This is a genomic window from Actinacidiphila epipremni, assembly GCF_012034175.1.
Taxonomy (GTDB): Bacteria; Actinomycetota; Actinomycetes; order Streptomycetales; family Streptomycetaceae; genus Actinacidiphila; species Actinacidiphila epipremni.
This window is the reverse complement of record NZ_JAATEJ010000045.1, coordinates 1-14351: the sequence shown is the minus strand read 5'-3', so window position 1 is coordinate 14351 and position 14351 is coordinate 1. Positions and strand designations below refer to the sequence as shown.

The 14351-nt window shown below is 70.5% G+C and carries 12 protein-coding genes and 2 pseudogenes; 8 read left to right on the top strand and 6 right to left on the bottom strand.

The window, feature by feature from the left end:
• Positions 1-224 precede the first annotated feature (224 nt).
• The 4 genes and pseudogenes from HCN08_RS33620 to HCN08_RS33605 all read left to right on the top strand — a co-directional run bounded on the left by HCN08_RS33620 (position 225) and on the right by HCN08_RS33605 (position 5190).
• Positions 225-684, top strand: a pseudogene (locus HCN08_RS33620) (helix-turn-helix domain-containing protein).
• A gap of 229 nt (positions 685-913) precedes the next feature.
• On the top strand, positions 914-2368 hold the full coding sequence (locus tag HCN08_RS33615) for a GDSL-type esterase/lipase family protein (protein ID WP_322974841.1): 1455 nt from the start codon (positions 914-916) through the stop codon (positions 2366-2368).
• Between the two features lie 273 nt (positions 2369-2641).
• Positions 2642-4153 (top strand): arabinofuranosidase catalytic domain-containing protein, encoded by a 1512-nt coding sequence (locus tag HCN08_RS33610; RefSeq protein WP_322974840.1) that lies wholly within the window; start codon positions 2642-2644, stop codon positions 4151-4153.
• A 266-nt stretch (positions 4154-4419) separates the two neighbouring features.
• Positions 4420-5190 (top strand): dienelactone hydrolase family protein, encoded by a 771-nt coding sequence (locus tag HCN08_RS33605; protein WP_167987127.1) that lies wholly within the window; start codon positions 4420-4422, stop codon positions 5188-5190.
• 414 nt (positions 5191-5604) lie between these two features.
• Here HCN08_RS33605 and HCN08_RS33600 read toward each other — a convergent pair whose 3' ends face one another.
• Positions 5605-5742, bottom strand: a complete 138-nt coding sequence (locus tag HCN08_RS33600) for a hypothetical protein (protein WP_167987126.1) — start codon at positions 5740-5742, stop codon at positions 5605-5607.
• A 34-nt stretch (positions 5743-5776) separates the two neighbouring features.
• Between HCN08_RS33600 and HCN08_RS33595 the strand changes: the two genes are divergently transcribed.
• A complete protein-coding gene (locus HCN08_RS33595; RefSeq protein WP_167987125.1) occupies positions 5777-6391 on the top strand; it encodes a hypothetical protein in 615 nt (204 codons plus the stop codon).
• Here HCN08_RS33595 and HCN08_RS33590 read toward each other — a convergent pair.
• Positions 6379-7242 carry a PH domain-containing protein gene (locus HCN08_RS33590; RefSeq protein WP_167987124.1) on the bottom strand — a complete coding sequence of 288 codons (864 nt, stop codon included), beginning with the start codon at positions 7240-7242 and terminating at the stop codon, positions 6379-6381. The genes HCN08_RS33595 and HCN08_RS33590 overlap by 13 nt on opposite strands.
• Before the next feature lie 346 nt (positions 7243-7588).
• On the opposite strand from HCN08_RS33590, the gene HCN08_RS33585 reads away from it, so the two are divergent.
• Together HCN08_RS33585 and HCN08_RS33580 are read left to right on the top strand one after the other, a co-directional pair.
• On the top strand, positions 7589-9373 hold the full coding sequence (locus HCN08_RS33585) for a serine hydrolase (protein ID WP_167987123.1): 1785 nt from the start codon (positions 7589-7591) through the stop codon (positions 9371-9373).
• Between the two features lie 62 nt (positions 9374-9435).
• Entirely contained in the window at positions 9436-10356 is a 921-nt protein-coding gene (locus HCN08_RS33580; RefSeq protein WP_322974839.1) for a MurR/RpiR family transcriptional regulator, read from the top strand.
• A gap of 109 nt (positions 10357-10465) precedes the next feature.
• Here the strand turns inward: HCN08_RS33580 and HCN08_RS33575 are convergent, their stop codons facing one another.
• The 4 genes and pseudogenes from HCN08_RS33575 to HCN08_RS33560 form a co-directional block, all read right to left on the bottom strand.
• Positions 10466-10987, bottom strand: a complete 522-nt coding sequence (locus tag HCN08_RS33575; RefSeq protein WP_167987122.1) for a hypothetical protein — start codon at positions 10985-10987, stop codon at positions 10466-10468.
• A 355-nt stretch (positions 10988-11342) separates the two neighbouring features.
• Positions 11343-11766: pseudogene (locus HCN08_RS35950) on the bottom strand (RHS repeat-associated core domain-containing protein); the annotation flags it as partial.
• 437 nt (positions 11767-12203) lie between these two features.
• The gene (locus tag HCN08_RS33565; RefSeq protein ID WP_167987120.1) at positions 12204-12662 is read right to left on the bottom strand and encodes a type II toxin-antitoxin system VapC family toxin; all 459 of its coding nucleotides are present in this window, start codon (positions 12660-12662) and stop codon (positions 12204-12206) included.
• Positions 12652-12921, bottom strand: a complete 270-nt coding sequence (locus tag HCN08_RS33560) for a type II toxin-antitoxin system Phd/YefM family antitoxin (RefSeq protein ID WP_167987119.1) — start codon at positions 12919-12921, stop codon at positions 12652-12654. The genes HCN08_RS33565 and HCN08_RS33560 overlap by 11 nt, the downstream gene beginning before the upstream one ends.
• A gap of 239 nt (positions 12922-13160) precedes the next feature.
• Between HCN08_RS33560 and HCN08_RS33555 the strand changes: the two genes are divergently transcribed.
• Positions 13161-14216 carry a Shedu anti-phage system protein SduA domain-containing protein gene (locus HCN08_RS33555; protein ID WP_240970709.1) on the top strand — a complete coding sequence of 352 codons (1056 nt, stop codon included), beginning with the start codon at positions 13161-13163 and terminating at the stop codon, positions 14214-14216.
• Positions 14217-14351 lie beyond the last annotated feature (135 nt).

The following is a 14351-nucleotide window of genomic DNA, read 5'->3' as shown; positions in this document are numbered from 1 at the left end:
ACCGGGCCCCCACCGGCGGCCAGAGGCCCGACAAGGGCGGCAGGGATCGGACCCCACCCACCCCCACCGGCGGTCAGAGGTGCGACGAGAGCGGGAGGGGCTGGTTCGGGGGGTGCCCCCGCAGGACTGCGCACGACGAGAGGTCACCGGAGACGCAGCGAGGTCGATGTGCGCAGTCCGAGGAGGTACCCCCCGAAGCGGCCCCGACCCCCACGCCCCACCCGCTGCGCTCCGACGCCCGCGACAACCGGGCCCGTATCCCCGACACGGCCCGCGCGGTGTCCGCCGACGAGGGCCTGAGCGCGCCCATGCGCGAGGTCGCCCGCCGGGCGGGCGTCGGCCCCGCCACGCTCCACCGGCACTTCCCGACCAAGCGCGACCTGATCCTCGCGGCCTTCCCCGACGCCATGGACTTCGCCGCCGACCGGGAGCAAACCCTCCGCGCGGTCGCCGAGTTGAGCCGCCGCGCCCGGCAAACCGGCCACCCCCGCCCGGACTTCGTCGTCGACGACCTGGTCCTGATGCCCACCGCCCACCGCGGCATCCACACCGCACCCCCCCGCCACCCGCCTCACCGCCTCCCGCCGCTTCGCGGCCTACATGATCGACGCCTTCCGCCCTCCGGCGCGGGCCGCAATCGTCACCGAAAGCGACTGGATCGTCACAGCCGTACGGACGGCGTAGGCACCCGGGGTACAGTCGAGGAAAAACACCGCAAACCCCCCGGACGACACATGCGGCCAGGGGCCGCGGGCACAAGCCCGCAGAAGCGGCAGCAAGCAACCGCAAGCAACCGCAAGCGGCCAAGGGCAGCAGCAAGCAGCAGCAAACGGCGGCAAGCAGCGACGAGCGCCACCAGCCAAAGAAAGTCACCGCACCGGTGGCACGGAGCAGACGGAGAGGTGACTGGCACGTGCGGCGGCTCAGCGTCTACGCCGGCAAGTGGCTGCGCCGGGCCCGTAGACTCCTGGCGGCTGCCGCCGCCCTCGCGGTCCTCAGCGCGGTGTCGATCTGGCTGGCGATCCAGCTGACCCCCATGCAGTCGGTCTCGGCGGCGGGGCAGACGGTGCAGGTGGGCGCGGCGCAGCCGGGCCGGAGCATGTCGGGCCCGGGGGAGCTGGAGCTGTTCGGGGAGACCATCGCGACCCGGCCGCATTTCGACGGCCCCATCCGCCCGCTGCTCAAGCTCACCCACATCAACCTCGCCCCGCAGGTCGGCGCCGGCGAGCTCGTGCCCGACCTCAGCCGCAGCCTGGGCTCGGGCTGGCTGCGCTACTGCCTGTGGGAGTCGCTGATCGCGGCCGGCTGCGCCGCCGTCATCGCGGTGGCCGTCGCGGGCGTCCGCCGGGCGACCCGGCGCACCCTGCTGGCCATGGTGGCCGCCGGCGTGGTGTCCGTGTGCGCGGTCAACGCCGTGGGGATCTACCTGCTGGCGTCCGGCACCCCGCGTGTCCTGCGCCAGGTGCGCTCCCTGGACGACCTCGTGGGCCGCACCCCCACGCAGCCGGTGCCGGCGGCCCAGGGCCCGGCGCTGCCGCACGTCAACGCCGTCGTGCTGGGCGACTCCACCGCGGCGGCCATCGGCAACCGCCCGGTCCAGCACCCGACCGGCACCGACCGGACCTGCGGACGCAGCGCCGACTCGTACGCCGCCGACCTCGCGGCCGTCAACGACTGGAACGTACTGAACCTGGCCTGCCAGGGCGCCACCGTCACCGACGGCGTCCTCGGCGTGCAGACCCGCGGCGACGACGTGATCCCGCCCCAGCTCGCGGTCGCCCAGCGGGCCACCAGCGCCTCCGCGGTCATCGTCAGCATCGGCGCCAACGACATGAACTGGTCCGTGCTGACCGGCCTGTGCGCGAAGTCACCCGTCTGCGACGACAAGGCGTCCACCGCCTACTTCACCGAGCGGCTCGCCGCCTTCACGCAGAACTACCTCGATCTCCTCCAGCAGCTGGCGGCCCTCCCGCACCACCCTGCGGTCCTGGTCAACGAGTATTACGACCCCTTCGGGCCCGACACGGCCTGCCTGAAGAAGGACGGCATCACCCCGGCCAAGGCCGAGGTCCTCAGCTCGCGCCTGTCCGCCATCAACGACGTGCTGAAGAGCGGCGCCGACACCTTCCACTTCACCAGCGTCCGCCCCGACTTCGACGGCCACACCCTGTGCAGCGACCAGCCCTTCGTCCAGAACTCCGCGGACAAGGCCCCGCTCCACCCCACCGCCGCCGGCGAACTCGCCATAGCCCTCGCCGACCAGCGCGCCCTCACCACCACCCTCCCCGCCTCCGCCGCACCCTCCCCACCGGCGCCCGGCACCACCTCCACCCCCACCCCCACCTCCACCCCGACCCCGGGGTCATGACCCTCACCTATTGCGCTCACTTTGCGCATAAAAGCCGCTGACGGATCCCGGCTTTACGCCAAAGGTCTCGCCAAATGTGCACCGCCGTCGGACAGCAGCCTTGACTTACGCCTAGAGCCGACTGAACATGTGTGCTGCGTCACACGGGACGCCGCCGTCTGCCACGTGCTGAGCACCACCGGCGATCCCTGACAGCGCCCGACGACAAGCGCAGCCGCGATCCGGCCGGGCGCCTCGGGCGACATGGCACCCCCACATTTCCGGGAGGCATGTGTGCTGGCCATATCCACACTCCGACGCAGGACGCGGCTGTTACTGGCGTTCCTGCTCGCGGTGGCGATCGCGGTGCCGCTCTTCGGCACGACGGCGACCCGCGCCGACGCGGCCTCGTCGGGGCCGTGCGACATCTACGCGTCCGGCGGTACGCCCTGTGCGGCGGCGTACAGCACCACCCGGGCGATGTTCTCCTCGTACAACGGCCCGCTCTACCAGATCCAACGCGACTCCGACAAAGCCACCTTGAACGTCGGCCTCGGCTCCGCCGGCGGCGTGGTCGACGCCGCCCCGCAGGTCTCCTTCTGCTCCGGCACGACCTGCACCATCACCGTGCTGTACGACCAGACGCCCAACGCCAACAACATGCCCATCTCGCCCGGCAGTTCCTGCGCCGGCTGCTCCGGCAGCCTGTCCGGCCCGGGACCGAACGGCTCCGACATCGGCGCGAACGCGATGGCGCTGCCCATCACCATCGGCGGCCGGCACGCCTACGGCGTACTCGTCGACAACATCGGCACCGGATACCGCAACAACGCCGCCAAGAACGTCCCCACCGGCGCGCAGGCCGAGGGCATCTACATGCTCACCTCGTCCAACCTCACGAGCAACAGCTGCTGCTTCGACTTCGGTTCGGCCGAGACGAACGACTCCGACGACGGCAACGCGACGATGAACGCGATCTACTACGGCTCCGCCTGCTGGACCGGCGGCTGCACCGGCTCCGGCCCCTGGGTCGGCGGCGACCTCGAAAACGGCATGTACTTCAGCGCGGCCGGCCCCAACCCGTCCAACATCCCCAGCGAGACCGGCTCGTTCGTGAGCGCCTGGGAGAAGAACAACGGCACGACGAACTTCACGCTCAAATACGGCAACGGGCAGTCCGGCGGCCTGACACAGGCGTACTCCGGCGCCCTGCCCAACGGCTACAACCCGATGAAGGTCCAGCCCTCCATCGAGTTGGGCACCGGCGGCGACAACAGCCCCATGGGCACAGGTGAGTTCTTCGAGGGCGCCGTCACCAAGGGCTTCCCGTCCGACGCGACCGAGAACGCCGTGCAGGCCAACATCACCGCGGCCGGCTACGCGAACAACACCACCACCTTCCCCGCGCCCACCACATCGGTCATCAGCCTCAAGTCGCACGCCAACGGCAAGTACGTGGACGCCCCCAACTCCACTACCTCGCTCATCGCCGACGCCACCTCGGTCGGCACGAACGAGCTCTTCACCATGGTCGCGAACAACAACAACACCGTGAACCTCAAGGCCCATTCGGACAACCAGTGGGTCACCGCCGAGAGCAACGGCAACTCCCCCCTGATCGCCAACCGCGGCGGCCCCGGCCCATGGGAGACCTTCTACCTCCTCCACAACCCGGACGGCAGCGTCACCTTCCGCGCCTACAACAACCAGCACCTCGTCACCGCCGAGAACGCCGGCGCCTCCGCCCTCATCGCCAACCGCACCGCGGTCGGCCCCTGGGAAGAATTCGACCTCACCACCCACTGACCCCCGCCACCCCCACCGGCTGCCCCCGCCCCACCCCCGGGACGGGGACAGCCGGCCGTGCGCACTCCGCTCCCGCACGGGCCGTCACCACCTGCTTGGCGGACCGCGGCTGCCGCTGTTACCTTTTCGGAGGCCCGTGCGAAGGATCGAGGAGGTGGTACCCGTGGACGCAGTATCGACGTGGGTGCTCCCCTCCGGGGTCACGGTCGGGCGATAGGCAGGTCGTCCGGGAGCGCCGTTCCAGTGCACTCCCGAAAGGCACGACCATGCGTTTCACCTCCGAGCGGCGCCTCGACGACGGCGTCGTCGAGCGCGAATTCACCCTCGGCGAGATCCCCGGCATCCTGTGGACCCCAGAGCCGGCGTCCGCACCGGCGCGCGTAACGGCGTCCGCGCCGGCAACCGAAGCGTCCCCGCTGATCCTGCTCGGCATCCCGCCGCTCGGGCTGCGCAGGATGCACCCCCGGCTGCTGGCCCGGGCCCGGCACTCCGCGGCGGAGGGCTTCGCCACGGCGACCATCGAGCTCCCCGGAAGCGGCGACCGGCCCCGCTGGCCCGCCCTCGACCAGGCCCGCGCCGAGCTGCGCCGGGTGATGGCGGCCGGCGAGCCGGTCAGCGACACGCTCGTCGACGACCTCGTCCTCCCGCTCGTCGACAAGGCCGCCCCGGAGTGGCAGGAAACCCTCGACGCCCTCCTCGCGCTCCCCGCGATCGGCGGCCCGGTCGGCTACTCGGGCGGCCTGATCTCCCTCGCCATCCGGCTGGCGGCGGTCGAGCCCCGCATCACCGCCGCCGTCCTGTTCGCCGGGAGCCTCGTGCCCCGCTCCCTCGTCGAGCAGGCCCGCGGGATCACCATCCCGCTGCACGTCCTGCTGCAATGGGACGACGAGGGCAACGACCGCCAGGCCGCCCTCGACCTCTTCGACGCCTTCGGCTCCCCGGACAAGTCCCTGCACGCCCACCTCGGCGGCCACACCGGCGTCCCCCGATCCGCCGGCGACGCCGCAGCCCGGTTCTTCACCCGCCACCTGAGGTAGGACCGCAGGACCGCCGCGGCCGGAAGGCCGTGACGGCAGGTGTACGCACGGGTACTTTCCGGTGTCGTCAGGGGAACCGCGCGAAGGGCGGGTGGCGTGGAGGAAGGAGGCGAGCAACCTCGAACCACCTAGGAGGACTTCGGTGTCCACCCGCCCTGTGCGCTCGAACAGCCCTCGTACCACGCGGAGTCGGCGACCGTACGCCGCTGCCGGCCGCCGGCCGTACGCCGCTGCCGCCGGCCTCGTCGCCCTCGCGGTGACCACCGCCGGCCTCGCCGGCTGCTCGGGCTCCGGGTCGTCCTCCGGCAGCGACTAGGACCCGAAGAAGGCCCCGCCGAGCAGCACCGCCCCCGCCGGCACCGCGTCCCTGAAGGTCACCGGCGGCGACGAGACCCCCGGCTCGTACCACCTGGCCTACACGCCCGGCGAGGACGACACCTTCGACCCCACGGCCGGGAAGATCGAGCTGACCTGGAGCGACAGCGCCCACCACGTCCTCCACCTCAGCACGTACGAGGAGAAGCTGGCCACCGGCAAGGTCGACGCGACCACGACGCTCAAGTTCGGCGGCGAGGACAAGGGTTACGTGGACGGCGTGCACGCCAAGTGCGAGGTCGTCCTGACCTCGGTCGGCGCCGACGCCATCGCCGGCCGCTACAACTGCCGCGGCGTGCCCGGATTCTCCTTCACCGACACCGAGCAGCTGGACACCTCCGTGGACGCCCAGGGCACCTTCACCTACGCCCGCAAGGGCGCCCTCCCGCCGGCGCCCACCACCGACCCGGGCACATCGGGCGGCGCCAACACCGCCAACCTGGTCGTGACCGGCGGCGACGGCCCCCAGGGCAGCTACCCGCTGACGTACGACCCGTCCGCCGCCAACATCTGGGAGCCCTCGGACGGCAGGTACAACCTGACCTGGAGCGACAGCGCCCACCACGCCGTCGAACTCACGGGCGTGGACACCGAGCTCACGGCCGGCAGCAAGGCGAACTTCGGGGTCACGCTCAGGGTCGCCGGCGACGACACCGGCTTCGTCGACAGCATGGGCACCCAGTGCACGGTGACGCTGACCCGCGCCGCGGAGAAGTCCGTGGCCGGCTCCTTCGAGTGCCACGCCATCCCCGGCTTCGACTTCAAGGCGAGCGAGGAGCAGCCGACGAAGCTGGACGCGCACGGCACCTTCGACTACGTGGGCTGATCCGGCCCCGCCGCGGGCAGCGTGCCCTCCGAGACCCGCCACCGCGCGGGCACCGCGGCCCGGGCGGCGTCCAGGAAGGCCGCCGCCCGCTCCGCCTTGCCCGGCCCCTCGAAGAAGAAGCTCGTGAAGTCCGGCTCCCGCAGGGCCGCTTCCGCACCGCCGTGCTCGGCGGCGAGCCCGGGGAGCGTACGGTCCAGCAGCGCCCGCTGCTCCACGGTGACGTCCACCCCGTGCCGTACGGCGACCGCCCGCGCCCCGCGTACGTCCATGGCGACGGCGGCGGTCAGCGCCCGCGCGCTGAACAGCGGGGTACGGAACTCCCACGCCCGCGGCTCGGGAGCGGGGAAGCCGTGCGCCGCCAGCTCCCGCAGGACCCGCCGGCGCAAGTGGTCGCTCCTGCGCTCGCCGTCGCCGTCGAGGGACGGCAGCGCCATGAGCACCGGGCCGCGGGCGAGTTCCTGGCGCTGCACCTGCGTCAGGAACCGCCCCAGCGGCGGCTCCTGGCCGCGCAGCACCAGCCGTAACTGGTAGACGGAGCCGGAGTTCGGCAGGCCCGAGCCGCGCTCGGTGTAGACCAGGCCCGCGACCTGGGACCACGCCACCCGCCTGCGCCGCGGCACCCGTACGACGGTGATCCCCTCGTCGTCGAACCGCAGCCGCACCAGGAAGCGCATCTGGAGCCAGTGGAAGACCACCACCACCGCGAGGACACCCAACGCGCCGAGCCCGCGCGGCTCCGTACGCACGCCGAGGACCAGCACCCCGTACAGGACGACGAAGAAGACCACATCCACCCCGAGCGCGCGGGAGTGCTCCTCGACGAGCGGGCTGAGCCGCACGGTTGTGACCATGCCCCCCACGCTACGGACGCCCCCCCGCCGCAACACCGCCTCCGTCCCACCGGTACCCCACTCGTTACGAACCACCCACCCACATCACACCGGCAAGGCGCCCTCCCGGGCGGGGAGTTCGGCTTGACCCGTGCGAGCTGAAGCAGTGCCGCGGGCCGGCAGGCGTTCCCCCAGGGGTTGTTGGGGGCCCAGTGGTTGACCGGTGCCGGTGGTGGTCAGTAACTTACCGATGCCGATCAGCTTCTGGTGAGAAACTTTCCAACCGGGCTTCCGCGGCGCGCCCGCCACCGCGGGCCGTGACGGGACCCGGCCGGCGTACGACGACCTCCACGGACGAGGTTCACATATGCGGATCCCTGCGCTCACCGCAGCGGCAGCGCTGCTCACCTCCCTCACGCTCGCCCTCCCCGGCGGCGCCGCCGCGGCCCCGGCGGCCCAGCACACCGACAGCGGCCGGTTCGACCGGCCCTACTCGGCGTTCGCCCCGGCCGGCACGGTGCTGCGCCGGGGGACACCCCGCACCGCCGGGCTGGACCCGGCTCCGATCGACGCGTTCGAAAGCCAGATGGCCCAGTGGGAGGACCCGGCCGGCGGCGCGAACTACCTCTTCCCCGGCGCCACCACGCTCATGGCGCACGACGGTGTGGTGGCCGAACGCGCGGCCGGCGGCTACGCGGTGAAGTACGCCGACGCCACCACCGAGCTCCCGCAGGACCAGTGGGTCCCGGCCCGTACCGACACGATCTACGACCTGGCCTCCCTGTCAAAGCTGTTCACCTCGATCGCGGCCATGCAGCAGCTGGAGGCCGGCCGGATCGACCTCGACACCCCGGTGGCGCACTACCTGCCCGAGTTCGCCGTCAACGGCAAGGCCGCCATCACCATCGAGGAACTCCTCACCCACACCTCCGGGTTCGACGCCGACCCGGTCCCCTCGCTCTGGCAGGGCTACCCCGACATCCCCTCCCGCGAGAAGGCGATCCTCGACACCACGCCCATCAACCCGCCGGGCACCACGTATCTGTACTCCGACCTGAACATGCTGAGCCTCCAGCTCGTGCTGCAGAAGGTGACGGGCAAGCCGCTGGACGCCCTGGTGCGCGACGGCATCACCCGGCCGCTCCACCTGACCGACACCGGCTACAACCCGCCGGCCGCCGAACTGCCGCGGATCGCGGCGACCGAGTACGAGACGAGCCCGCCGCGCGGCATGGTGCGGGGCCAGGTGCACGACGAGAACGCCTGGGCCATGGGCGGTGTCGCCGGCCACGCGGGCGTCTTCTCCACCGTCGACGACCTCGCGGTGCTCGCCCAGACCATCCTCAACGGCGGTACGTACAAGGGCCGTCGCATCCTCAGCGAGCACAGCGTCCGGCTGATGGAGCAGAACTTCAACCAGGCGTTCCCCGGTGACTCGCACGGCCTCGGCTTCGAACTCGACCAGATCTGGTACATGGGCGGCCTCTCGGGCCCGCAGACCCTCGGCCACACCGGCTTCACCGGCACCTCGCTGGTCATCGACCCGCAGTCGCGCTCCTTCGTCATCCTGCTCAGCAACCGCGTCCACCCGACGCGGAACACGCCCTCGACCAACCCGCCGCGGCGGGCGATCGGCGTGGCGATGGCGCAGGCGATGCGGGTCGAGCCGCCCCGCGGCGGCCCGACCTGGTTCTCAGGACAGGGCGGCGGCACGACCAGCACCCTGACCACCGGGCCGCTGACGGCCGGCACACCGCTGGACGTCGACTTCTCCGCGTTCGTCAACACCGAGTCGACCGACCGGCTCTACGTCGAGACGTCCGCGGACGGCGGCGCGACCTGGCAGCCCCTGGCACTGCGGGCGACCGGCGCCGGAGCGCCGGCCGGCAGCCCGACGTCGCTGTCGGGGCAGGGCGTCCGCGCCTGGTGGCAGGTGCACGCGCAGATCCCGCAGGCCACCGGGACCGTACAGCTGCGCTGGCGGTACACCACCGACCCCGTCTACGAGGGCCGGGGCGTCGACCTCGCGCACCTGAAGGTGACCGCCGGCCGGGGGAACCTGCTCCGTGCCGCCGGCCTCACCCCGGCGGGCGCCTGGCAGCAACTGCCTGCTGCCGGCGGCCCGAAGAGCGCTCAGGCCCTCGGCGATTGACCGGTACGGGGGGCTTGTCCGGCGGCGTTGACCCGGCTGATCACGGTGAGTAAGTTTCCCACGTGGTAGCAGCCGATTCCGTCAGTGGCGCGTCCGCGGCGAGCCCCCTGGCCCGCATCCGGTCGCTGCTGCCCGACCTCGCGCGGGCGGAGCAGCGCGTGGCCAGGGCCGTGCTGGCCAACCCGGGGCTGGTCGCGCGCCGCAGCATCACCGCGCTCGCCGAGGCCGCGGGGACCAGCGAGACCACGGTGATCCGGTTCTGCAAGGCGATCGGCGTCGGCGGCTACCCGGACCTGCGCATCGCGCTGGCCGCCGACACCGCCCGGGCCGAGGTCCGGGACGACCGGCGGCTCGGCGGCGACATCACGCCGAGCGACGACCTCGGCGAGGTGGTCGGCAAGGTCGCCTTCGCCGACGCCCGCGCGGTCGAGGAGACCGCACGGCAGCTCGACGTGCCGACGCTGCGCCGGGTCGTCGCCGCGGTGGCGGACGCGGGCCGCGTCGACATCTACGGCGTCGGCGCCAACGCGTTCGTCGCCGCTGACCTCCAGCAGAAGCTGCACCGCATCGGGCGGGTGAGCTTCGCCTGGAGCGACACCCACATCATGCTCACCTCGGCGGCCGTGCTCACCCCCGGCGACGTCGCGATCGGCCTCTCCCACACCGGCGCCACCACCGAGACCGTCGAGGCGCTGCGCATCGCCCGCCGCCACGGGGCGACCACCGTGGGCGTGACCAGCTTCCCCCGCTCCCCGATCCGCGAGGTCTGCGACGACCTGCTGACGACGGTGGCCCCCGAGACCACCTTCCGCTCCGGCGCGACGGCCAGCCGGATCGCCCAACTCACCGTCATCGACTGCCTGTTCATCGGCGTCGCCCAGCGCCACCTCCCCACCGCCCGCAAGGCCCTCCAGGCCACCTACGACGCCGTCGGCGACCACCGCCTCGACCACCCCGCATCCCCCGACACACCACCCCCCTGAGCCCCGAGCCCCCCACCCCGCCTCCCGCATTCCGCGGCCGACGGCGCAACAAAAAGGCGCCGGAGCCCGCCGGCCAACACCCCCTTGCTCTCCCGCTGGCGAATGGTGACTATTCGTGCGGGTTGGGTTCCGTGGCAATGAGATGGCGGAGTTGCCATCTTGCCTCCTCCCACCGCGCGGCCCGATCCGCCTTGCGGCTGTCCATTCCTTCGGCGGCGCGTTTCGCGCTCCGGCTGCCCACGGCGGACTGAGCCGTCTGCGCGATGTACTGGCAGGTCAGCTTCGTCCGTGCCACCTTGTTCATCGCGCCGGCCTCGATGAGCATGTCCTGGCATGCCAACCGCACCGCGGAATTCAGAATATGAGTGACCTCCGGGTGCCCCGGCGTCTTCCAGCTGGTCGTGACGAAGGATTCGTGGGCGCGGACAAGCCGGTCGTTCGCCCGGCCCAGCGCGACTGCCTCGCGGGCGGCAGCGACGTACTCCGCGGTCGCCTCCCGCATGCTCTCAGCCAGAGGCTCCGCCTTGAGGTCGGTCGCGTGTTCGGCGAAGTCCAGCGCGAGGGTTGCCGCCCGCGCGCCGCTCACGTCATTGAGCAGCTCATTGAGCCGCACCGGCAGAACGATCATCACTTGTTCCATTCTCCTCGACCACGGCTCATGAGGTCCAGCAGCTTGGCCGTGTCGCCCGAACCGGTGATTACCTGGCTGGGATAGGTGATGCCGACATGAGCTGCGGCGTTCATCGCGTTCTTGAGCTGCTGACCCGCATTTCCACCGCCCATTTTGTGGTCCACCACGTACGCGACCAGGTTCTTGGGGTCGGAGGGGTCCACCACCATGAAGTCACCTTGGAATTTCTCGCCGTGTGTACGGTACACCTGCAGATTCGGGCGCTTCTCCAGGAGCTTCTTCACGAAGTCCATCTCGGGCGGGCTCAGATGATAGGCGCCGGGCAGCTGCTGACCGGCCTTGATCCGTATCGGATCGTAGGGCGCCAACCCCAGCGGGTCGGTCAAGGTGTGGGGGTTGTGGACGTAGGTGAGGGGATTGGGGGCGGGGTTGAGCCCGAGGGGATCGGGGGCGGTGTAGCGAGCGGTGGCGGGGTCGTAGTGGCGGAGGAGGTTGTAGTGGAAGCCCGTTTCCGGGTCGTGGTATTGACCGGGGAAGCGCAGAGGGGTGTAGGCACTGGCGGTTGTGGGCCAGGAGGTGGTGCCCCACAGGGTGGTGCGGGCGCGCCACGCGGGAGCCCCGGAGGTGTCGACGAGCTCGGTGGGCGTGCCGACGAGGTCGGTGACGACCGCGAAGAAGCGCTGGTCGACAGCGCGTTGGCTCGTCGCATCCGTGATGCGTTCCGTCTGCGTCAGCGGGCGCAGGCCGTCGTGTTCCCAGGTGAGGGTGCTTGGGAGAGGCACGCGAGGTATGCGCCGTACGGTTCGCGTCGCACCATGACGACCCGGTCGTGACGCTCGCGGCACCACCGGTTGCGGTCCAAGGACGTGGGTGGAGGCAGTGGCGATGCCGGCACCGACCCGCGCGCTGACCAGGCTTGCCCACTGCATGGGTCACAAATTATGTGGCCGGCGAGGCTGCCGGAACGGGTTCTTGAGCCGGAAGCCGAGGAAAGCAAAAATCCTCGGACGATCGCGTCCGAGGATTCCCGATGGAGCGGATGACGGGAATCGAACCCGCGCTCTGAGCTTGGGAATCACCGGGGGCTTGTCGGAATCCGGGCTGGCCGGCTGCACGCTCGGGTCCCGAAACGTCCATGTGTCCACCGCCATTGATGTCCGTGGCGGACCGCACGGTACTGCCGTACATGGTGCGGATGTGGTGCGACGGCGGTGCCTTACCGGTCGTGCAAGACGGTGGGCCGGGTGACGGGGACGATGGTGAGCAGGCTGTCGAGGCCCTTGTAGTCGTCGGGGTTGGTGGTGAAGAGGGGCAGCTCTTCGGCGATGGCGATGGCGGCGATCATGAGGTCGGCGACCCGGCGCCGTGGTTTGCGGCCGGTGCCGATGACGGCTGCGCAGACCCGGCCGTAGATCCGAGCGGCGTCGGCGTCGAACGGGATGGGGTCGAACTCGCTCTCGGCGCGTTGCAGGATGTCCAGGCGCCGCCCGCGTTCGGCGTGCTCGTCGTAGTCGCTCTGCTCTTCGTTCCGGCGCACCTCGTGGGGGCCTGCGGACAACTCGGCGAGAGTGATGGCGCTGATCGCCACCTCCTCCGGAAGCTCGGCCGGGTCGAGCCATTTGCGCAGGATGACGATGTTGGTGTCGAGCAGGCCCTGCGCGTACTCAGCGGGCATAGGGGTCGTCCGTCTCCTGCTCGGCCGTGGCGGCCTGGTCGGCCCTGAACGCCTCCAGCGAAACGTCCGAAGCGGTGCGGGACATGGCGGCGAATTCGGAACGCGGAACGAACCGCCGACGGCGGCGCAGCGGGATCAGCTCCCCGATCTGGTGTCCGTCCCGGGTGACGGTGAACGACTGTCCGCTCTGGACGGCATCCATGATCTCTTTGGATCGGCTGCGCAGATCGCGCTGTGTGATCTCCGGTTGCGCTGACATTAGCCCAGTGTAGCACCTGGTGGCACCATGTGCTCCTGCCGCTCGCGGCGGCCCTGTCGGACCCCTCGGCCAGACTCTTCCGCATGAGCGTCAGATCAGACTTCACCTTGGATGTGCATCTCGGGCGTGTGCTGGATGCGGCCGTGCATCCGGACGTGAAAGCGGCTCTCGTGTCAGCGAGGCGGCATATGAACAGCGGAAGTAGGAGTCACCGCAGGGGCGGAAAGACTCTTGTCCAGATGCTGGAGGCAGTCCGCCGACACGCAGCGGACGTCGGCGAATGGCAGGTCGTCCGACTGGTTCAAGACTCCTTGGAGTACGCCGAGGGACGAATCCTCCAGCCTGACCTCAATGATCGGTACCGACTGTTCCAGGACGGCGTGCGCAACACAAACCTGCAAAAGGGTGTCGGAAACTTGCTGCGGACCGGATTCGGGTTCGCCGCAGAGGCGAGCCGCGAGTACGCGGACGCGAACCCTCAGGCGGGAGTACACGATCTGATCGCATACTTCAGCTCGCTCGCGGAGGACGCGCGGTTCCTTGAGGCGCCGGAGGACCGGCCTGGGCGGTATCGCCTTCTCCGGGGAAGGGCCGAGATCGCCGTGTGGCTGGAACGTGTCCTCCGCGAACGGGTGGACATCGAGGACCTGGAAGAGGCCGCCCGCCGTATCGTCACCTCGCCTGAAGCAATCGCTCTTCTGGCTGCCGACGCGCAGGGGCAGATGGTCTTCAGGGCAGCGGAGTTGCAGCGACGGGCTGCCGGCCTGGAGGTCTTGCGCAAGGTTGTCGATGACACCACGGTCACCGAGCACGCGCTTCAGCGAGCCCTGGAGGGGCAGCACTGGATCTTCGGTGGGCGCTTTGTGGGGGAGGCGGCCCACCGCCGGCTGGTGTCCGGGGACGAGGTCGACATTCCTCTGATCCGCGGCGACGGAGCGCTGCACGTAGTCGAGTTGAAACGCGCCGCGAGCCTGGGCGGCCCACTGGTGAAGAAGTACCGCGGATCATGGGTGCCCACCGCGCAGGTGCACAACGCCGTTGGTCAGGCGGTGAATTACCTGGTCGGCCTGGACGAGAATCGTCACCGCCTGCGCGAGGAACTCGGCATCGAAACACGCCGGGCAAGTGCGATGGTGCTGATCGGACACCCTTCGGTCCAACCCTCAGTGCCGGAGGAGTCGATCAACGAAGCACTTCGCACCTTGAACACCCACGTAAATCGCGTCGAGGTGCTCACTTACAAGGAGCTGGTCGACAACGCCGAGCGTTCGCTGGGTACCCCCGATTCGGCCTAGTCTCCGCCCTCTGGCGGAACCGTATTCGGACGGTGAATTTCGAAAAGCAAAAGCCTCAAGTCTATGACCTGGGGCTTAATTAAAGAGCGGATGACGGGAATCGAACCCGCGCTCTGAGCTTGGGAATCACAGGGC

Coding starts and splice junctions, on each gene's coding strand:
- HCN08_RS33605 (WP_167987127.1), top strand. CDS start 4,420: ATGCGTTTCACCTCCGAGCGGCGCCTCGACGACGGCGTCGTCGAGCGC.
- HCN08_RS33590 (WP_167987124.1), bottom strand. CDS start 7,242: ATGGTCACAACCGTGCGGCTCAGCCCGCTCGTCGAGGAGCACTCCCGC.
- HCN08_RS33585 (WP_167987123.1), top strand. CDS start 7,589: ATGCGGATCCCTGCGCTCACCGCAGCGGCAGCGCTGCTCACCTCCCTC.
- HCN08_RS33565 (WP_167987120.1), bottom strand. CDS start 12,662: ATGCCCGCTGAGTACGCGCAGGGCCTGCTCGACACCAACATCGTCATC.
- HCN08_RS33560 (WP_167987119.1), bottom strand. CDS start 12,921: ATGTCAGCGCAACCGGAGATCACACAGCGCGATCTGCGCAGCCGATCC.
- HCN08_RS33555 (WP_240970709.1), top strand. CDS start 13,161: ATGCTGGAGGCAGTCCGCCGACACGCAGCGGACGTCGGCGAATGGCAG.